Raw genomic sequence first — 19500 nt, forward strand, 5'->3', positions numbered from 1 at the left:
GGTTTACATCCGTTCCATGCCCGAACCCGTTGTTTCGGCAGCAGACTACGCTCCGATTTCCGCGAAGTAAACAGACCCGGGCATAGAGCGGACATGGAACGGACATGGCGCGAAACACCAGCGCCGGGCGCGGAACAACAACGAGGCCCGGCCCGGGACGCATCCCGGGCCGGGCCTCGTATCCGAGTCCTTCGACCGCCTCAGTGCGCGAGCACAGGCTCCGGCTCCTGCTCGTCCAGAACCTCTGCCTCCGCCCCTTCCACATGCTGCTTCGGCCGCGACGGCAGCGCGAACATCACCACGAAGATCACGGCCAGCACCGCCACCACCCACCACAGCGAGCTCTGGAACGCGTCCCCGAACGCCTTCCCGACAGCGCTCGGCGCGATCCGGTCGTCGATCGACCCGAAGAAGACCACCGACACCAGACCGAGTCCGAGCGCATTGCCCATCTGCTGCGTCGTGTTGATCAGCCCGGACGCCGAGCCCGAGTGCTCGCGCGGTACGTCGGAGAGCACCGCGTCCGTCAGCGGCGCCACGATCAGCCCCATCCCGACGCCCATGACCACCAGCGGGAGCACCATCTGCCAGGAGTGGATCGCGGTGCCGTACCGCCCGGCCTCCCAGATATAGAGGAGCAGGCCCGCGGCCATCGTCAGCGCGCCCGCCTGGAGCACCTTCCGGCCGAAGCGCGGCACCAGCTTCTGGACGGACATCCCCGCCGCCGTGGAGACGGCGATGGAGAACGGCACTCCGGTCAGCCCCGCCCGCAGCGGCGACCAGCCAAGGCCTATCTGCATGTACAGCGTCCAGACCAGGAAGAAGATCCCGCAGGCGATGCCGAACGTGAGCTGTACGGCGATGCCCGCGGCGAAGCTCTTCACCTTGAACAGCGACAGCTCCACCAGCGGCGAACCGTCCTTGCGGGTCTTCCTCTTCTCGTACGCCACGAAGACGGCGAAGACGACCAGGCTGCCGGCCATGCACAGATGACCCCACAGCGGCCAGCCGAGCTCACGGCCGCGCGTCAGCGGGTAGATCAGCATCAGCAGGCCCGCCGTGACCAGCGCGACGCCGACGAGGTCGAGCCTGAGCGCCTTCGGGGCGCGGGACTCGGTGATGAACTTCCGGCCCAGGATCAGCCCGGCGATGCCGACGGGCAGGTTGATCAGGAAGATCGGCCGCCATTCGAGGCCGAAGAGGTTCCACTGGGTCAGCAGGGCGCCGAGCAGCGGTCCGGACACCGCGCCGAGCCCGATGATCGCGCCGAACATGCCGAAGACCTTGCCGCGTTCGTGCGCCGGGAAGGTGACGTGGATGATCGCGAGCACCTGCGGCACCATCATCGCTGCGGTCGCGCCCTGGAGCAGCCGGGAGGCGACCAGCATGTTCTCGTTCGCCGCGAAGCCGCAGAGCGCGGAGGCGAGCGTGAAGCCGGTGATGCCGATGAGGAAGAGCCTCTTGCGGCCGTAGATGTCACCGAGCCGTCCGCCCGTGATCAGACCGGCGGCGAAGGCGAGCGCGTATCCGGCGGTGATCCACTGGATGGCGCCGAACGACGCCCCCAGGTCCCGCTCGATGCTCGGGATCGCGATATTGACGATGGTGACGTCGACCAGATCCATGAAAGCCGCGGTCATGACGATGGCGAGTGCGATCCATCGGCGCCGGTCGGAAGCCGTATCCGTTACGGCGGGCTGTGAACTCATGGGAAGAACATAGAGCGGATATAGGTCAGCCCATGTCCTAGATGACGGGCATCCTGGAAAACATGACGGACACTCCGGCACGACTCCTCAATCTGCTCTCCCTCCTCCAGACTCCGCGCGAGTGGCCGGGCAGCGAGCTCGCCGAGCGCCTCGACGTGAGCCCGCGCACCATCCGGCGGGACATCGACCGGCTGCGGGACCTCGGCTATCCGGTCGAGGCCACGAAGGGCGCGATCGGCGGCTACCGCCTGGTCGCGGGCGCCGCCATGCCGCCGCTGCTCCTCGACGACGAGGAGGCCGTCGCGATCGCGGTCGGTCTGCGCGCGGGCGCGGGCCATGCCATCGAGGGCATCGAGGAGGCCGCCGTACGCGCCCTCGCCAAGTTGGAACAGGTGCTGCCGTCCCGGCTGCGGCACCGGGTCACCACCCTCCAGGCGGCGACGATCCCGTTGACCCGCGGCGACGGTGCGACGATCGACCCGCACACGCTGACGGTCATCGCGGGCGCCGCGACCGGGCGCGAACGCCTCCGCTTCGGCTACCGCGCGGGCGACGGGACGGAGACCAAGCGGCAGGCCGAGCCGTACCGCCTCGTGTCGACGGGCCGCCGGTGGTATCTCGTCGCGTACGACATCGGGCGCGAGGACTGGCGTACGTTCCGTGTCGACCGGGTCTCCGAGCCCTTCGCCACGGGAGCACGCTTCGTGCCGCGGGAGCTGCCGACGGGGAGCGCGGCGGAGCTCCTCGGGCACACGATGTCCCGGCAGCCTGAGTTCGACCTCGATGTGAGCTTCGAGGCCCCGGCGGAGTTCGTCGCCGCGCGCCTCCCGGACACGCTGGGCGCGCCCGCCCCCACGGGCGAGGCGACCTGCCGGCTGCGGGCGAAGGCGGCGGACTCGCTGGAGTGGCTGGCGCTCCGACTGGCCCTGGTGGACTGCGAGTTCACGGTCCACGGCCCACGCCCGCTGGTGGAGTACATGACGGACCTGGGCGCGCGCCTGACCCGGTCGACCGGGGGCTCGGTTCCCGCCCGGTGACAGTCGGTCCGGACGGAACCCGATGCCAGTCGGTACCCGATGGCAGTCGGTCCGGACAGGGAAGGACCCCAGCACCGGGGGGGAGGGTGCCGGGGTCCGCTCTTGGGGGCTGGCGGCGCTTACGCGGCCGCGTCGAAGCCCGTGTCCCGCGCCATCCGCTTCAGCTCGAGCAGCGCGTGCTTCTCGATCTGGCGGATCCGCTCGCGCGTCAGGCCGTGCTGCTTGCCGACCTCCGTCAGCGTGCGCTCCCGGCCGTCCTCGATGCCGTACCGCATGCGGATGATCGAAGCCGTACGGTGGTCGAGCTTGCCGATCAGGTCCTCGAGTTCCTCGCTGCGCAGCAGCGTAAGCACCGACTGCTCCGGCGAGATCGCCGAGGTGTCCTCGAGCAGATCGCCGAACTGCGTCTCGCCCGCGTCGTCCACCGCCATGTTCAGGCTGACCGGGTCACGTGCCCAGTCGAGCACGTCCGTGACCCGCTCGGGCGTCGAGCCGAGCTCCTTGGCGACCTCGGCCGCCTCCGGCTCGCGGCCGTTCTCCCTGTTGAACTCGCGCTGGACACGGCGGATACGACCGAGCTCCTCCACCAGGTGGACGGGGAGCCGGATGGTGCGGGACTGGTCGGCTATGGAGCGGGTGATCGCCTGGCGGATCCACCACGTGGCATACGTCGAGAACTTGAAGCCCTTGGCGTAGTCGAACTTCTCGACCGCGCGCACCAGGCCCGCATTGCCCTCCTGGATCAGGTCGAGGAGGGGCAGCCCGCTGCGCGGATAGCGCCGCGCCACGGCCACCACGAGCCGGAGGTTGGAGCGGATGAAGACGTCCTTGGCGCGCTCGCCGTCGGCGACCAGCGCCTCGAGCTCCTCGCGCGTGGCTCCGCCCGCATCGCTGTCCACCTCTCCGTCGAGGATCTGCTGGGCATACACGCCCGCCTCGATGGTCTGGGACAGCTCGACTTCCTTGGCGGCGTCGAGCAGCGGCGTACGCGCGATCTCATCGAGGTACATGCCGACCAGGTCGCGGTCGGCGATCTCCCCGCCCACGGCGCGAACGCTGCTTGCCCGGCCGGTCCCACTGGAGTCGGACTGACGACGGGCGACGGCACGGGTTGCCATGCGAGCTCCCTTGCTGAGTAGGTCGCGACACCCTTCCGGGTGCCCTGCATCCGATGGAAACAACGACTGGAATCCGGACAGAATTCCCACACCATGGATAGATTTTCGTGATCTTGCAGTACCCTGTCCCGCCACGAGGGAGGAAGTGTGCCGCAGGAACACGCAGAGGTGCAGGTCAGGGCAGGCACCGAGGCCGATCTCGAGGCCCTCACGGAGCTCTACAACCACTACGTGCGTGAGACGGCCGTCACATTCGACACGTCCGCCTTCACCCCCGAGGGGCGCCGCCCGTGGCTGCACTCCCACCCTGAAGACGGCCCGTACCGCCTTTTGGTTGCTCGGGATGTCCGTTCTGCCCTACTTCTTGGATACGCGACGAGCAGCCCTTTCCGCCCCAAGCCCGCGTACTCCACTTCCGTGGAGGTCAGCGTCTACTGCACCCCCGAGGCTGCAGGCAGGGGCATTGGCACGCTCCTCTACAAGACGCTGTTCGAGGCCCTGGACGGCGAGGACATCCATCGCGCCTACGCCGGGATCGCCCAGCCGAACGAGGCGTCGGCCCGGCTGCACGCACGCTTCGGATTCCGGCACATCGGCACGTACGAAGAGGTCGGCAGGAAGTTCGGCCGGTACTGGGATGTGGCCTGGTACGAGAAGAAGCTGAGCGGGAGCTGAGCGGGAGCTGAGCGGGAGCTGAGCGGGAGCTGAGCGGGAGCTGAGCGGGAGCTGAGCGGGAGCTGAGCGGGAGCTGAGCGGGAGCTGAACCCGGCTCAGCCGAACTGCACGGAGCGCTTCGCCAGCCCCATCCAGAAGCCGTCGATCACGCTCCGCCCTCTCTCCAGCTCGTCCTGGGACGCTCCCAGCGTGACGAACAGCGGCGCGAAGTGCTCCGTCCGCGGATGGGCCAGCCGCCCGGCCGGCGCCTTGTTCTCGAAGTCCAGCAGCGCGTCCACATCGGCCCCAGCGAGTGCCCGCCGCCCCCAGTCGTCGAACTCGACCGACCAGCCGGGAGTCCCGCCGTGCCGCAGCGCCGCCAGGTTGTGGGTGAAGAAGCCGCTGCCGACGATCAGCACACCCTCGTCCCGCAGCGGCGCCAGCCTGCGGCCGATCTCCATCAGCTTCTGCGGGTCGAGCGTGGGCATGGAGATCTGAAGTACGGGGATGTCGGCGTCCGGGAACATCTCCACCAGCGGGACATACGCACCGTGATCGAGCCCGCGGTCCGGGATGTCCTGCACCGGCGTACCGGCGCCACGCAGCAACTTCCGTACGGAGTCGGCGAGTTCCGGCGCGCCGGGCGCTTCGTAGCGCACCTGGTAGTAGTGCTCGGGGAAGCCCCAGAAGTCGTACACCAGCGGCACGGTCTCGACCGCGCCGAGCGCGAGCGGGGCCTCTTCCCAGTGGGCGGAGACCATCAGGATCGCCCTCGGGCGCGGCAGGGACGCCGACCAGGCGGCGAGCTGGCCCGGCCAGAGGGCGTCGTCGGCGAGCGGCGGGGCGCCGTGGGAGAGATAGAGGGCGGGCATGCGCTCCGCGGCTGAGGTGGCATTCATGACAGCGGCTCCCGGATGTCTTCCGGCCTCTTCCGGCCTACTTGAACTTTCAAGCTAGCCAGACTTTAACCCGATTTAGTTAAACTTTCAAGAATGGGTCGTAGAGTGGGATGTATGAACACGGCATCCACTGGCGGGGGCGGCCTCGAACCGCGCTGGCTCACCGAGGACGAACAGCGCGTCTGGCGCGCCTATATGCATGCCACCACCCTCTTCGAAGACCACCTCGACCGCCAGCTGCAGCGCGACGCGGGCATGCCGCACATCTACTACGGCCTGCTCGTCCAGCTCTCCCGGGCCCCGCACCGCCGCAAGCGGATGACCGAGCTGGCCATCGACGCCAAGATCACCCGCTCCCGGCTCTCGCACGCGATAGCGCGCCTGGAGAAGAACGGCTGGGTCCGCCGCGAGGACTGCCCCTCCGACAAGCGCGGGCAGAACGCGGCACTGACGGACGAGGGCTTCAAGATCCTTCAGGAGACCGCGCCCGGACATGTCGAGGCTGTACGGCAGGCGATGTTCGACCGGCTCACACCGGAGCAGGTGGACCAGCTGGGCGAGATCATGCGGATCCTGGCAGAGGGGCTGCAGCCGCAGGACTCGGGCGCCGACCTGCCCTGGCTGCGCTGACCGCACACGTACCGCCTCCGACAGCACGCGAAGGGCCCTGCCCGGGTTCACCCCGGGCAGGGCCCTGTCCGCTCTATGACCTCTCAGCCCCCGTCAGTGCGCGACGACGGGAACCTTGACCTCGTCCTCGACACCGTCACCCGAGGCCGCGGTGACCGAACCGGCCCCCGGACGCCCGGTGTTGATCAGCGTGAAGGCGATGGCGGCCGAGGCCACCAGGATCCCGACCGCCCACCAGATGGCGTTCGCGTAGCCGTGCACCATGCCCTGGAGCTGGAGGAGCTTCGGGTCGGCCGCCCCCGCGGCGTGCGAGGTGATGTACGCGGTCGTGGCCGAGGCCGCGATCGTGTTCAGCAGCGCCGTACCGATGGCGCCACCGACCTGCTGCGAGGTGTTCACCATCGCGGACGCCACACCGGCGTCCTCCGGACGCACGCCGTGCGTGGCCAGCGACATCGCCGGCATGAACGCCGTACCCATGCCCAGACCCAGCAGCACCTGCGCCGGCAGGATCAGACCTGCGTACGAACTGCCGATCTCCAGCTGGGTCAGCATCAGCATGCCGACCGAGGCGACCAGGAAGCCGGGGCCCATCAGCAGCCGCGGCGGAACCCTGGTCATCAGACGGGCGCCGATCTGGGTCGAGCCCACGATCATGCCCGAGATCATCGGCAGGAAGGCGAAGCCGGTCTTGACCGGCGAGAAGTCCTTCACGACCTGGAGGTAGAAGGTCAGGAAGAGGAACAGCCCGAAGATCGCGATGATCGCGAGACCCAGCGAGAGGTAGACACCACCGCGGTTGCGCTCGGTCAGGACGCGCAGCGGGAGCAGCGGGGACTTGACCTTCGCCTCGGTGACGACGAACGCGGCAAGCAGCGCCGCGGACGCGATGAACATGCCGACGGTCAGGCTGTCGGACCAGCCGGCCGACTCGGCGCGGGTGAAGCCGTACACCAGCGCCACCAGGCCCAGGGTGGACAGGACGACACCGGGGATGTCGAGCGAGGAACGGTTGCGCGTGCCGGCCGGCTCACGGATCACGAAGTACGCACCGACGGCGGCGACGATCGCGAAGGGGATGTTGACGAAGAAGGTCCAGCGCCAGTTCAGGTACTCGGTGAGGAAGCCGCCGAGGATCAGGCCGACGGCGCCACCACCACCGGCGATCGCACCGTAGATACCGAAGGCCTTGGCACGCTCCTTGGCGTCGGTGAACATCACCGCGAGCAGAGAGAGCGCGGCGGGCGCGAGCAGTGCGCCGAACGCACCCTGAAGTGCGCGCGAGCCGAGCAGCATGGCCTCACTGGTGGCCGCGCCACCGAGCGCGGAAGCAGCGGCGAAGCCGAGCAGACCGACGACGAAGGTGCGCTTGCGGCCCCACAGGTCGGCAATACGGCCGCCGAAGAGCAGCAGTCCGCCGAAGGCCAGGGCGTAGGCGGTGATGACCCACTGACGGTTGCCGTCGGAAATACCCAGGTCCTGCTGGGCGGTGGGGAGCGCGATGTTCACGATCGTCGCGTCGAGCACCACCATCAGCTGGGCCAGGGCGATGAACACCAGCGCTTTCCAGCGGCTGGGGTCCGGAAGCGATATATCCGGGATACCGGCTGTTTTTGACATGGCTTTAGCCACCTAAGGGTGCGGAGAGGTCAAAACGGGTGTGTGGTCAAAGAGTTGTAGGTAGGACCGGCGAAGCCAACTGAATTAATCGGCGTCGCGCAGGTCCTCCAAGGTCGCGGCCGTGCCCGGCAGTTCGGAGCGCGCGGGCGCTTCGAGGCCGTCGAGGAACAGCTGCAGATGGCGGTGGACGAACCGGTCGAGGTTCACGCATGCGGTGCCCGGCAAGGGCCGGGTGAGCTGGGAGAGACCGACGAGCAAATCTCCGACGGCGACATCGGCGCGGAGACGGCCCTGCTCATGGGCGCGCGAGAAGAGGCCCTCGACCGCCTCTTCCAGACGTACGCGCTCATTGGTCAGATGGGGATGGTTCTTGTCGAAGGCACCCGAGAGCAGCGGGCACAGCGCCCCGATCCGCTCATCGGCGGCCGCGTGGGTGAAGCGCCGCAGCGCCTCGAACGCGTCCGTCTCCTCTGCCGCCGCCTCCTGCGCCCGTTGCGTCGTGCGGGAGAGTACGGAGAGGACCACCTCGTGGATGAGGGTGTCGCGGTCGGGGAAGTGGCGGTAGAGCGTGGCGTTGCCGACGCCGGCGCGGCGGGCGATCTCGTCGAGCGGGACGTCGGGTCCGAACTCCACGAAGGTCTCGCGCGCTGCCGTCACGATCCGCTCCCGGTTGCGCAGGGCGTCTGCCCGCGGCCGGGTGACGCGGCGCGTTTCGGTGTCGGCGGCGGGGCTCAAGGCTCCACTTCCTCTCGTGTCTGCTTCGCATCTCTACGTAAGCGGGGATCGCTTCCCCGTTTCGCGGGGACACGAGGTCAAACGGGGAAACGATCCCCGGTTATTTCCCAGGCAGGGTGTGACCTGCGTCACACATACCCTCTGCGCGAAATTCGCACGATCGGCCCACCCCGGCGCGCGGCCCGCCACTGCCCGTCACAGGCTGATCGCACAGAGCGCAGCCAGGGCCCGGCCTGCTGCCGCGGACCCGAAGGGCGTTTGCATGCAGCCGACGCGCCACCGGATACGCAGGACCAGCAGGACCGGCAGAAGGAGAACACGCAGGACACGCAGAGCAGGCACAGCAGGCAGATCCCACCGTCTCGGCGCCCTCGGCGCCCTCGCCGCTCTCGCGCTCGCCGCCCTCACCACGGCGAGCGCCACGCTTCCCGTCCCCAACCGCGCCTCCGCGGGACCGGTGGCCGCCGCCGACGAGTCGGGGCTCGGGCCGTGCCGCATCGCCTCCACGCTGGGGGTCCAGATGTCGGAGGGCATGCCGACCCCGCCCGGCTATTCGCGCTCGACCGGCGAGCTCCGTGCCCTCAACCTGATGGTCGACTTCCCGGACGCGGAGGGGCCCGGGCCGGCGCTGGACCGGCTGGCGGAGTTCTTCCCGCAGACCTCGGACTGGTTCCGGACCAGTTCGTACGGACGCCTCAGATACCGCCCGCAGGCCCCGATCACCGACTGGCTGCGGATGCCGATGCCCTTCGCCGCGTACGGGATAGAGCGCGGTTCCCCCTATGAGCCGGGCTACCGCCAGCTCGTCCAGGACATCGTGGCCGCCGCCGACCCGAAGGTGGACTTCAGCGCGTACGACCTGGTCAACATACTGATGACGCCGAACGCCGGGCCGTCCGCGCTGGACACCGTGCTGTCCGTGACCTTCTCCGGCAACGACGACGCACCGACGGCGGACGGCGTGCCGCTGGCCAACACGTCTTTCGTCTACAGCCGTCAGGACGACGGCTCCGGGTCGTACACCGAGACGGGCTATCGCGTCCTGCCCCATGAGAACGGCCATGTGTTCGGCCTGCCCGACCTCTACACCGCCGAGGGCGGGGGCGCGGTCGGCCACTGGGACATCATGTCCGAGGACTGGGGAGCCAATAACGACCTGCTGGGCTGGCACAAATGGAAGCTGGGCTGGCTGGACGCCGACCAGATCGGCTGCGCGTCCGCGCCCGGCACCACGGAGTACAAGCTGACGCCGCTGGCCACATCGGGCGGCGCGAAGATGGCGATCGTGCCGCTGAGCGAGGACTCCGGATACGCGGTGGAGGTGCGCACCCGGGCGGGCAACGACGAGGCCGTGTGCGAGCCGGGCGTCCTGATCTACCGCGTGAAGTCCGACGTGGACACCGGACAGGGACCGGTGGCGGTCGCGGACAGCAAACAGAACAGCGGAGGCTGTACACGTCGCCCCAATGTGCACGCGGAGCTGTCGGACGCGCCGTACCGGCCGGGCCAGACCTTCGTCGACCGGAAGAACCGCGTCCGTATCGCCGTGGTCGGTGAGGAGCGCGGCACCTACCGGGTGCGCGTCACCCGTTCCTGAGCTGCTGCTCTCCCAGGAACCCCCGCAGCTCGCGCTTGAGGATCTTCCCCGTCGGATTCCGGGGCATCGGCTCGTCCCGTACGAAGACATGCGCCGGCACCTTGAAGGCGGCGAGCGTCCTGCCGACATGGGCCCGCAGCTCGTCGACCGTGACAGCGGCCCGGGGGCGCAGCTGCACGACGGCCGCCACCTCCTCGCCGAGCACGGGATGCGGGACGCCGAGCACCGCGGCGTCGGCGACATCCGGGTGGTCGTGCAGGACCGCCTCGACCTCGACGCAGTACACGTTCTCGCCGCCGCGGATGACCATGTCCTTGAGCCGGTCGACGATGCTGACCCGCCCGTCGCGCACGGTCGCGAGGTCGCCGGTCCTGAACCAGCCGCCCTGGAACGCGGCGGCGGTCGCGGCCGCATTGTTCCAGTACCCGCGCACCAGCGACTGGCCGCGCAGCCACAGCTCGCCGACCTCGCCATCGGGCAGCGGCTCGCCGCCGGGCCCGGCGATGCGCACCTCGGTGGCGGGCGTCGGCCGCCCCACGCTTCCCGGGTTCTCGCGGTATCCGGCACCGAAGTTGGCGAGCACGCCGCCGCTGGTCTCGGTGAGCCCGTAGCCGTTGCGCGGCTCGATCCGCTGCCCGTAGCGGGCCGTCAGCCGGGCCACGAGGTCGGGCGGTGCGGCGGCACCGCCGGTGCTGAGATGCGTGAGCGTCTCCAGCTCGGACCCGGCCCGCTCGGCTGCCTCCAGCAGCTGGAGCGCGGTGGTCGGTACCCCGGAGTAGTGCGTGACACGGTGCCGCTCGATGAGCGCGAGGGCCTGCTCGGCGTCCCACTTCCTCATCAGTACAAGGGTCCCGCCGACCGCCATCGTCGAGTACAGCGTGGTGAACGCGGCCACATGGAAGAACGGGAACGTCATCAGCGCCACCGGCGCGGGCCCCTGCCCCGGCATCAGCCCGCGCGCGAGGCTCGAAGAGACGGCGTGGAAGCGCGGATTGAGCGCGGCCCCGGCCTGCGCGAGCTGGGTGGCGACGGCGCCCTTGGGCCGCCCGGTGGTCCCGGACGTGTAGATGACGGTGGCGTCGTCCTCGGCCCGCACCTCGATGTCGGGCGGCGCGAGAGTGGGGTCGGTGACCGGCTCGTACGCCTCGAACCCTTCTTCAGCCGCCTTAGACCCCCCGTCGGCCGCACCGTGGAAGACCACCCCGGGCACGCGGTTGCGCAGTGCCCACGTCCGCACCCGCGGCAGCCGCTCGCCGTCGACGAGGAGCACCTTCGGTGTGCAGTCGTCGAGTGCGTAGGTGAACTCGTCCTCGGTCCACCAGGCATTGAGCGGCACGGTCACGAGGCCCGCCAACTGGGCGGCCCAGAAGGCGACTTGCCACTCGGGGTGATTCCGCATGGCGACGACGGCCCGGTCGCCGCGACGCAGCCCGTACACATCGACGAACCGCCGCGCGAGCGCGCACGCCTCGGCGAAGAACTCCCCGTACGTCAGGGTCCGGCTCTCCGCCACGAGAAACGGCCGGCATCCGTACGACCATGTGGCCTCGACGAACTCCCGCAGGGTCCGCGGCCCGTCGGCGTACAGCAGCCCGCCGTCCTCACCCCGTACGACGGCGAAGGGCGCGCCGGGGGCGGCGAGGATCGCGTCGGGGCCTGCGGGGGAATCGGGGTTCGGCACGGTCGACCCTCTCCAAGCGCTTGCTCAGTACGTGCGCGACGCTATGCCGCCGCACTCACGGCGTCAAGGTCGGTGTATTTGCCAACGAGCCGGGGTGTCGGGAACCCGCTCAGCCCCCGCTGGTCACGTTCGCCGTCAGGCGGCGCAGCAGACGCATCGCTTCGGCCGGCACCGGATCTCTCCGGTGCCGGCCGACGGGTGTCTAACTGTCCTGCTCTGCCGTGCGTTTGAGGTCGTCCAGCCAGGCGACCAGGGACTGTTCGAGAGCGGCGAGCATCCCGTCCGGGTCCGCGTCCACCGGCGCCCCCGCCCAGGACTCCTCCGTGATGACGAGCGTCTCACCGTCGCCGCACGACTCGAACGTCCAGTGGTGGATTCCGTCGATTCCCGCGGCAGGTCCGCCCCAGGCGATCGACCGGCCCGGCTCCATCTCCGTCACCGTCGAGGTGATGTCCAGCCCGTGGGTGAGCCAGCGGAAGCTCGCGCCCACCTTCAGCTCGCCTTCGAGCGCGGCCAGGTCGATGCCGGTGTTCCAGCCGGGCCACGCGGCGACGTCGGTGTGCAGCCGCCAGACGGTCTCGACGGGCGCCGCGATCCGGATCTCGTGACGCGTGGTGATCACAGTGCACCGTCCTCGGTGTCGGTTCCGATGCTGCTCCGGGTGTCGGGGATCCAGGAGCCGTGGATCCCGGACGGCACCCGACGCGGCAGTTCAACCGTGGCGACGGGCTGTCCCGCGGGCGCGGACGCGTCGAGGATCAGCAGCTGCGAGGCGTCCTGGTCCCGATCGCTCACGACAGTGAGCAGATAGCCGTCGTCCTCACGGGTGCCGCCTTCGGCCGGCACGAACACGGCTTCGCCCGGCATCCGTCCGCGGCCCATGGGCACCAGTTCCCGGGCGCCGGTGGTGTGGTCGTGCTTGGCGATGGCGTACTCGCTCAGATCCGGCCCGGGGAACGCGACGGAGTAGCTGAAGCGGTTCGGGAGGCCGGTCAGGTCCTCGTTGATGGTGGGGAATTCGGTCACCAGGTCGTCCACCGCCTCCTCGCTCGCGGTGCCGGTCGCCGGGTCGAGGATCCAGCGGTGTCCGGTTGCGCCGACCATCGGCTGGGGCGCGTATCCGGGCGCGCCGATCCACCACTTCCAGGTCTGCTCCCAGGCCCCGCGGTCGTAGCGCGGCCCGCTCAGCACGATCCGGCCGCGTTCGTCCTCGTACGCGTTCGCCACATGCAGCAGCGCGCCGGGCTCCACCTCGAACCACCGCACCTTCGCGGGCCCGGAACGCGGCATGACACCGATGCGCGGCGTGTAGGTGTCGCTCCAGCGGTACGGGATGCCGGACTGCTCGGCCGGGTTGAAGACGACAGGCAGGTCCAGCCAGATGACATGCCGTGCCGTGATGCCGAAGTCGTGCATCAGGGACGGGCCCGCGCCGTCGACGGCCTCCGAGCGCACGATGTCGCCTTTGGCGTCGGCGACGTAGTACGTCAGATACGGCGGCAAGGGCCCGTAGCCGAAGAAGTGCAGCTCGCCGGTGAGCGGGTCGGTCTTGGGGTGCGCGGTCATCGCGGTCTTGAGCTTCCCGCCGAAGTCGTACGCGCCGACGGTGTCGAGCTCGGGCGTCATCTCGTACGGCAGGTTCACCTCCTGGAGCGCCAGGATGCGGCCCGCGTGCTCGATGACATGCGTGGCGGCGTCGCTGGCCCTCAGGTTGGGTATGCCGTCGGCGCCCATGTAGGGGACGCCGTCCAGTGCGGGGGTGTGGACCCAGCGGTTGCGGTACCACTCGGCGCGGCCGTCCCGCAGCCGCAGCCCATGGATCATGCCGCTGCCCTTGAACCAGTGGGTGGGCGTGTGGCCGGGCTTGGGGTTGTGGCCGTTGCGGAAGTAGCGGCCGCTGAGCTCGGGCGGGATGGTTCCGTGGACGGTCAGCTCGTGTGCTGTGATCTCGTCCACGACGGGCGTGTAGTGCCCGGAGACGTACGGCTTGGTGGTCATGACTGCTTCCTCCTGGTGATGGTGAAGGTGAAGGCGGTGCAGGTGGTGAGCGCGGCGAGGACCGCCGCGGTGACGAATGCGGCGCTGTGGCCGGCCGCCGTCGGAGCTATGGCCGTCATCAGGGCCAGACCGAGCGCTCCGCCGAGCTGGCGGGTGGTGTTGATCAGGCCCCCGGCGAGACCGGAGTCGGCGGGCGGCACGCCGTCGGTGGACAGGGATGTGAGCCGTACGAACGCGGCTCCGAGTCCCGCGCCGATGAGGAGCGAGGGCCCGAGCAGATCGAGGGCGAACGCTGCGTCGTCGGGCGCCCACGACAGCCATACGAGTCCGAGGGTGAGTACGGCGAGGGCCGCGGGCGTCCCGGCGAGGGCGGGCAGCCGGGGTGCGAGCACGGAACCGGCGACGACGCTGAGCGCGAGCGGGAGTTGGGTGAGGCCCGCCGCCAACGGCCCGTATCCGAGCACCTGTTGCTGGTAGAGCGGCAGGAAGTAGAACAAGCCGACCCAGACCGCGCCGAGCAGTGTCATGGCTGCATTGGCGACGGTGACCTTGCCCGTACGCAGCAGCCGCGGCGGCACGAGAGGGGTCCTGGCACTCCGCTGCCGTAGGGCGAAGACGGCAAGGAGGGCCAGGCCCGCGGCGGCCGCGACGGGGTTCTTGGCGGTGAGTGCGTAGACGAGCGCGGTCAGGCCGGCGGTCGACGTGACGGCGCCCAGGATGTCGACCCCGCCACCCGCGGGCTCGTCGGCGGGGACCAGGACGAGCGTCGCGGCGAGCGAGACGGCGGCGACCGGCACGGAGACGAGGAACACCGCGGGCCAGCCGTACAGCTCGGTGAGCACCCCGCTGAGCAGCACCCCGGCCGCACCGCCCGCGCCGGAGACCGCGCCCCACACACCGAGCGCCCTGCCCCGGCCGGGTCCCGGCGGGAAGACGGTCAGTACGAGCGCGAGCGCGGCGGGCGCAAGGAGAGCGGCGCCCGCGCCCTGGACGGCGCGCGCCGCGATGAGCACGGGTGCGGACGGGGCGAGTCCGGAGGCGAGCGAGGCGAGCGCGAAGACGGCCATGCCCGCGGTGAACACCCGTCGCCGGCCCAGCAGATCGGCGAGCCGTCCCCCGAGCAGCAGGAGCGCGCCGAAAGCCAGTACGTAGGCGTTGACGACCCAGGTCAGGGCGGCGGGTGACATGGCCAGCCCGTCCGCCAGGGCGGGGAGCGCCACGTTCACGATCGAAGTGCTGAGCACCACGAGGAACTGCGCTACCGCGAGGGCGGCGAGAGCGGGGCCCTGTCGTATGCCCGATGGCTGTTCCGTCACCGTTGCCATCTCTCCTCCTGGAGAAAGAGTGGTCGATCACTCACTGATTGACTGAAAAGAAAGGCCGCGAAGCGTGCGGCCTTGGCTCAGTAGTGGCGGATACCGGCGAGCAGCGTCCGGGTCCAGGGCGCATCGGTCTCCGTCGCCCCTATCGAGACCACGACATTGCACAGGAACCCGGTGGCGAAGAAGCCCTGAATCAGCTCGTCCGGCGCACCTGACGCGGAGCGCACATACTCGACGAGCCGTGCGTACATCGCCTGCACCGCCGCCCTGATCACCGGCTCGCTCGCCGCACAGTTCGCATGCATCAGCACCCTGAGCAGGTCGTCCCGGTCGGCGATGAGATGCGCGTACGCATCCCCCATCGCATCCAGCACATCCGCCGGCTCGGCACTCCCCACCTGAACGACCGCCTCGGCGAGCCGCTCCCGGATGAGCCGCCCGCACTCCTCGACGACGGCGACGAACAACGCCTCCTTGTCGGGGAAGAGCCGGTACAGATACGACTGCGAGATCCCGGCACCCTTGGCCACCTCGGTGGTGGAGGTGCCGTAGTACCCCCGCGGCGCAAAGACCCGCGCGGCGGTGGCCAGAACCTCGCCGCGACGGGCGTCGGCGGTGGAGAGCTGTCGCGTCTTTCTCGTACCCATGTGAGTAATAGACCACTCACACTTCTCGGGTGTCAACCCCCGAGGACCCCGCACCGCGACCCGGACGCGCGTGGGCGGGGTGTGAATCGGGCTGCGCGGCTGGCGGGGGCAGGCCGGGGGTCGCCCCCGCCTGCCGGCCCGTATCCGCTACCCTGTCCAGGGCTGTTCTCAGCAGCAGCTCAAGCCGCCTCCGTAGCTCAGGGGATAGAGCACCGCTCTCCTAAAGCGGGTGTCGCAGGTTCGAATCCTGCCGGGGGCACAGCAGTAAGGGCCAGTTCAGAGGGTTGATCCCCTCGAACTGGCCCTTTGCCGTGATCGCGGCCGTGCCACGGACGTGCCACTAGGAGCTCGTGTCTCCCGGTGCCGGGCGTGTCCATGGCAGTCATCTGCTAACTTCCTGACGGTTGTGACCTGGCCCAACTTCCCTGTCCGGAAGGTGTGCCGGGGTCGGGGACGCGGGAAACGGGGGAAGGGCCATGACCTCTGCGGAGGGCTACCAGGTCAGGCACAAGGGCATGTCGGGCCAGGCCGGCGAACTGGACGGTTCCGGCGACGACGTGGGCAAGATCCGCAAGGCCGTCGCCAGCACGATGTGCTACACGCAGGACGCCCTCGGCGGCTCCGACACCGGGCCCGCGTTCAACGCGTTCGCGGCCGCCTGGGAGGCCGAGACCAAGGTCCTCGAAGCGGCCCTGCACGAACTCGCGGACAAGGTCCGCCTCTCCAGCCACGCATACCGCGGTTCCGACATCGACGTCCGTACGGGAGCCCGCGGCGTCTCCGTCGGCTCGGCAGCCGACGCGGGCGTCAGCACGATGCCGGCCCACGCCCAGCGCCCGTCCGCGCTGGCCGCCTACTGACGGGGCACGCGTCCATGACGGAATCCACGAACGACCGCAGCCAGAAGCTCGACGGCCTGCGCGGGCGCATCTCCTCGGCCGGCAGCAAGAACGACCTGATCGACGCGATCGAGGACGCCCTCGGCGTCTCGGCACCGGTCGGCGACCCGAAGGTGATCGAGGCCCTGGGCAAGCGCTACACCGGCCAGACCGACGAGGCCGACAGGGTGAGCGACCGGATCGACAAGATCGCCCGCAAGGGTCTTCCGCAGGCCTGGGTCGGCGACACGAGCGTCCTCGCCTCCGACGTGGTGGGCGCCGCCTCCCGCGACGCCCAGCAGATGATCGAGGCGTTCCAGGGCGGCGGCAAGGCCCTGATCGCGCTGTCCGACGCGCTGGAGACGGCGCAGACCAAGGACGGCACCGGCCGCGGCAAGCTGCGCGACGCCCGCACCATGCTCGGCGGCAAGGACGGCTGGTTCGATGACTGGCACGAGGACGACGACGAGGAAGCCCTCCGCCTCAAGGCCCGCTCGCTGGCCTCCCACGGCATCGACGACGTGCACGCGGCAGCCGTCGACGCCGACGACGCCGCCCGCATCGCGGCCCGCGACCTCAACAAGTTCGCGGCCGAGGCCCGCGCCGGCCAGATGGACACCGACGAACTGACCGCCGCCGACCGGCTCGCCCTCGCCGACACCGCCAACCCCGGCGGCGACCCCGAGCTGAACGAGATCCTCAGTGCCAACGACCTCGAACGCTCGGGCCGCGCCATGGAGGACATGTCGCCCGCCGAACGGGCACGCATGGAAAAGCTGTTGGCGAACGCGTCGAGCCCGCAGGAGAAGGCGTACCTCATGAAGGCCCTCGCCTCGGGCTACGACGTCGGCGAGGTCGAGAAGTTCGGCGGGAAGATCCACGGCAAGGACGCGGCGTGGCTCTCGGAGCACCTGACGCCGGTCACCACGAATTCCGTCGCCCCCGGCAAGGAGCAGCAGGGTTTCCGCGGCGAGCTCTGGGACCAGGACAACGAGACCTGCGTCCCGTCCTCGACGGTCACCGCCCGCGCCCTCGTCGACCCGGTGTACGCCCTCGAACTCACCGGCGGCCCCGACGGCACCGACGACGACCCGGATCACTTCCGCAAGCGCCTGCACGACGAGCAGTTTCGGATGAACGACGAGGGCGACGGCGAGATGGACGGCTGGTGGTGGGACCAACACCCGGCCGGCATGGACTCCGACGGGCAGGAGGAGATCTCCAACAAGGAGCTCGGCCCGCACACCGGCGACAAGTACGACCAGAAGGAGATGGACGGCGCCGACGACCGGCGCGGCGTCCTGCCCGACATCGAGAAGTCCGTCGCCGACGGCAAGCCCGTGCCCATCAACATCACGCGCGTCGACGAGAACGGCGGCCGCCACGGCCACAGCCTGATGATCATCGGGCAGGAGGACGGCAAGCTGCAGGTCTACAACCCGTGGGGCACCACGTCCTGGATCAGCGAGGACGATTTCATCAACGGTGATCTCGAGGCCGCCGCCGACGACCGTTACTCCAAGGCCCACAAGGGCGACGTCAACCGCGTCTACATCCAGCAGGACTGAACTCACCGTGCGAATGCGAAACATTGTGCGTACTGCGGCCGCTTCGGCCGCCGCCCTCGTCACCCTTTCCGGATGCGGCGGCTCCACCGGACCCGCCGCCTTCGGGCCGGGCGAGCGGAGCGTCTCCGTCGACAAGGGCGACACGTTCACCCTCGAGGTCCCGGCCAACCCCGCCCTCGGCCAGAACTGGTACTTGGCGAGCCCGCACCCCGACAAGGGCGTCGTCACGTACCAGGGCAGGCGCGAGGAGGAAGAAGGGGGCGACGAAGACCTCATCGGCAGCGGGGCCGGCGCCCAGTTCTTCGACTTCAAGGCGCACGCGGCCGGCAGGACGACGGTGAAACTGCTGTTCTGCCCGCACGGCCTGTGCGGGAGCGCCGCGGAGGTGAGCGCGAGCCCGGTCCCGACGGCCACGACCACCGCGGCCCCGACGAAGTCGGACGACGAGGTCGCCTACTACGTCTACACCATCACCGTCCGCTGACCTGCACGGGAACGGAACGACCGAACGGAATGACCATGGTCCACGACCGCTCCCCACGCACCGACGACGAGGTGCTCGCCGCCACCGACATCGAGGCGCTGCTGCGCCACGGCCTCAGCCGCGACACCTTCCGCACCGCGCTCTTCGGCGACGGTGCGATCGCCGCCGCCGTCACCCTCGACCGGCTCGGTGTGCTGCCGCGCTCGGTGACGTACGTGGCGAAGATCGTCCGGGCCGGCGGCCTCGTGTACGCGGCCGGGCTGTCCGAGCCCCTGCCGTCGGGTGCCGCGTCCGCATGCCTGCGGGACTGGCTGGAGACCGCCGCGCAGGTCGCCGGCACACCGGATGACGAGGCGCGCGCCGCACGCTGGCTGGACACGGTCGCCGAGCTCATCGGCCTGCGCCGCGGCAGCCGTACCGCAACCCGAGGAGCCGTCCCCGGCCCGCCCCCTCCCTTCGGGGCCTCGTAGCGGCCTGCATGACCGTCGCTGACCCATCCCGCCAGAGCTACGGATCAGAGGGTCACTGACATCCACGTCTGACATCAACGACGTCAGATCCTGCCGGGGGCACCATGCAGTAAGCCGTTGGCCCTGGGGTTCCCCCGGGAGGCGTTCTATTCGGCCTCGGACTCTTCGTCCGGGGCCGTTTGCGTGAGCGGACGGGTCGCCAGGCAGGTTCTGCCGGCGGCTGCCCGACGCGGGTGATCCGCCGGGCAGCCCTGCGAGTGGCTGGGCCGCCACCGCGCGCGATCGGGCGAGCGGGACCCCGCCCAGCTCGCTCAGTGCGCGGACGAGCCGCAGTCGGTGTTCGTGGCGATGCGCAATTACCCCACCTCCGCCTGGTCCTGACTCCGATCCGCACGACAGATCCCGCACGACAGATCCCGCAAGACGGCGCCCGGATACATCCGTACGCCGGTG

18 protein-coding genes and 1 tRNA gene are annotated in these 19500 nt (G+C 69.8%); 9 read left to right on the forward strand and 10 right to left on the reverse strand.

The annotated features are described in order from the left end of the window. Positions 1–200: 200 nt before the first annotated feature. Positions 201–1709: an MFS transporter gene (locus tag ABZS64_RS03200; protein WP_355822500.1), complete on the reverse strand. Its 1509-nt coding sequence runs from the start codon at positions 1707–1709 to the stop codon at positions 201–203. A 62-nt stretch (positions 1710–1771) separates the two neighbouring features. On the opposite strand from ABZS64_RS03200, the gene ABZS64_RS03205 reads away from it, so the two are divergent. Beyond that, complete coding sequence (locus ABZS64_RS03205) at positions 1772–2746, forward strand: transcriptional regulator (RefSeq protein ID WP_355822502.1); 975 nt, start codon at positions 1772–1774, stop codon at positions 2744–2746. Between the two features lie 119 nt (positions 2747–2865). Here ABZS64_RS03205 and ABZS64_RS03210 read toward each other — a convergent pair whose 3' ends face one another. Then, positions 2866–3864 (reverse strand): sigma-70 family RNA polymerase sigma factor, encoded by a 999-nt coding sequence (locus tag ABZS64_RS03210; RefSeq protein WP_355822504.1) that lies wholly within the window; start codon positions 3862–3864, stop codon positions 2866–2868. A gap of 147 nt (positions 3865–4011) precedes the next feature. Here ABZS64_RS03210 and ABZS64_RS03215 point away from each other — a divergent pair, with 147 nt between their 5' ends. Next, positions 4012–4539, forward strand: a complete 528-nt coding sequence (locus ABZS64_RS03215; protein WP_355822506.1) for an N-acetyltransferase family protein — start codon at positions 4012–4014, stop codon at positions 4537–4539. A 95-nt stretch (positions 4540–4634) separates the two neighbouring features. On the opposite strand, the gene ABZS64_RS03220 is transcribed toward ABZS64_RS03215, so the two are convergent. After that, positions 4635–5417, reverse strand: coding sequence for a class III extradiol ring-cleavage dioxygenase (locus ABZS64_RS03220; RefSeq protein ID WP_355822508.1), 783 nt, complete (start codon positions 5415–5417; stop codon positions 4635–4637). 114 nt (positions 5418–5531) lie between these two features. On the opposite strand from ABZS64_RS03220, the gene ABZS64_RS03225 reads away from it, so the two are divergent. Further along, positions 5532–6047, forward strand: coding sequence for a MarR family transcriptional regulator (locus ABZS64_RS03225; protein WP_355822510.1), 516 nt, complete (start codon positions 5532–5534; stop codon positions 6045–6047). Positions 6048–6140: 93 nt separating this feature from the next. Here the strand turns inward: ABZS64_RS03225 and ABZS64_RS03230 are convergent, their stop codons facing one another. Further along, positions 6141–7667, reverse strand: a complete 1527-nt coding sequence (locus tag ABZS64_RS03230; RefSeq protein ID WP_355822512.1) for an MFS transporter — start codon at positions 7665–7667, stop codon at positions 6141–6143. A gap of 84 nt (positions 7668–7751) precedes the next feature. Then, positions 7752–8402 carry a TetR/AcrR family transcriptional regulator gene (locus tag ABZS64_RS03235; RefSeq protein ID WP_355822514.1) on the reverse strand — a complete coding sequence of 217 codons (651 nt, stop codon included), beginning with the start codon at positions 8400–8402 and terminating at the stop codon, positions 7752–7754. A 262-nt stretch (positions 8403–8664) separates the two neighbouring features. Between ABZS64_RS03235 and ABZS64_RS03240 the strand changes: the two genes are divergently transcribed. Further along, entirely contained in the window at positions 8665–9999 is a 1335-nt protein-coding gene (locus tag ABZS64_RS03240) for a M6 family metalloprotease domain-containing protein (RefSeq protein ID WP_355822516.1), read from the forward strand. On the opposite strand, the gene ABZS64_RS03245 is transcribed toward ABZS64_RS03240, so the two are convergent. From ABZS64_RS03245 to ABZS64_RS03265, 5 genes are all read right to left on the reverse strand, one after another. Then, positions 9986–11680 carry a class I adenylate-forming enzyme family protein gene (locus ABZS64_RS03245; protein ID WP_355822518.1) on the reverse strand — a complete coding sequence of 565 codons (1695 nt, stop codon included), beginning with the start codon at positions 11678–11680 and terminating at the stop codon, positions 9986–9988. The two genes, ABZS64_RS03240 and ABZS64_RS03245, sit on opposite strands and share 14 nt — an antisense overlap. 202 nt (positions 11681–11882) lie before the next feature. Then, entirely contained in the window at positions 11883–12302 is a 420-nt protein-coding gene (locus ABZS64_RS03250; protein ID WP_355822520.1) for an SRPBCC family protein, read from the reverse strand. Further along, positions 12299–13678 carry a carotenoid oxygenase family protein gene (locus tag ABZS64_RS03255; protein ID WP_355822522.1) on the reverse strand — a complete coding sequence of 460 codons (1380 nt, stop codon included), beginning with the start codon at positions 13676–13678 and terminating at the stop codon, positions 12299–12301. Before ABZS64_RS03255 ends, ABZS64_RS03250 begins: the two co-directional genes overlap by 4 nt. Continuing rightward, a complete protein-coding gene (locus tag ABZS64_RS03260; protein ID WP_355822524.1) occupies positions 13675–15003 on the reverse strand; it encodes an MFS transporter in 1329 nt (442 codons plus the stop codon). The genes ABZS64_RS03255 and ABZS64_RS03260 overlap by 4 nt, the downstream gene beginning before the upstream one ends. A gap of 77 nt (positions 15004–15080) precedes the next feature. Beyond that, positions 15081–15647 carry a TetR/AcrR family transcriptional regulator gene (locus tag ABZS64_RS03265; protein ID WP_355822526.1) on the reverse strand — a complete coding sequence of 189 codons (567 nt, stop codon included), beginning with the start codon at positions 15645–15647 and terminating at the stop codon, positions 15081–15083. Positions 15648–15833: 186 nt separating this feature from the next. Between ABZS64_RS03265 and ABZS64_RS03270 the strand changes: the two genes are divergently transcribed. The 5 genes from ABZS64_RS03270 to ABZS64_RS03290 all read left to right on the forward strand — a co-directional run bounded on the left by ABZS64_RS03270 (position 15834) and on the right by ABZS64_RS03290 (position 19047). Continuing rightward, positions 15834–15906 (forward strand) — tRNA-Arg (locus tag ABZS64_RS03270). A gap of 217 nt (positions 15907–16123) precedes the next feature. Then, complete coding sequence (locus ABZS64_RS03275; protein ID WP_355822528.1) at positions 16124–16507, forward strand: hypothetical protein; 384 nt, start codon at positions 16124–16126, stop codon at positions 16505–16507. Between the two features lie 14 nt (positions 16508–16521). Continuing rightward, on the forward strand, positions 16522–18093 hold the full coding sequence (locus tag ABZS64_RS03280) for a peptidoglycan-binding protein (RefSeq protein WP_355822530.1): 1572 nt from the start codon (positions 16522–16524) through the stop codon (positions 18091–18093). Positions 18094–18106: 13 nt separating this feature from the next. Next, positions 18107–18577, forward strand: coding sequence for a protease inhibitor I42 family protein (locus ABZS64_RS03285; RefSeq protein ID WP_355822532.1), 471 nt, complete (start codon positions 18107–18109; stop codon positions 18575–18577). A 35-nt stretch (positions 18578–18612) separates the two neighbouring features. Continuing rightward, positions 18613–19047 (forward strand): hypothetical protein, encoded by a 435-nt coding sequence (locus ABZS64_RS03290; RefSeq protein ID WP_355822534.1) that lies wholly within the window; start codon positions 18613–18615, stop codon positions 19045–19047. The last annotated feature ends 453 nt before the right edge of the window (positions 19048–19500 follow it).

This window comes from Streptomyces sp. NPDC005408 (assembly GCF_040606445.1).
Classification (GTDB): Bacteria; Actinomycetota; Actinomycetes; order Streptomycetales; family Streptomycetaceae; genus Streptomyces.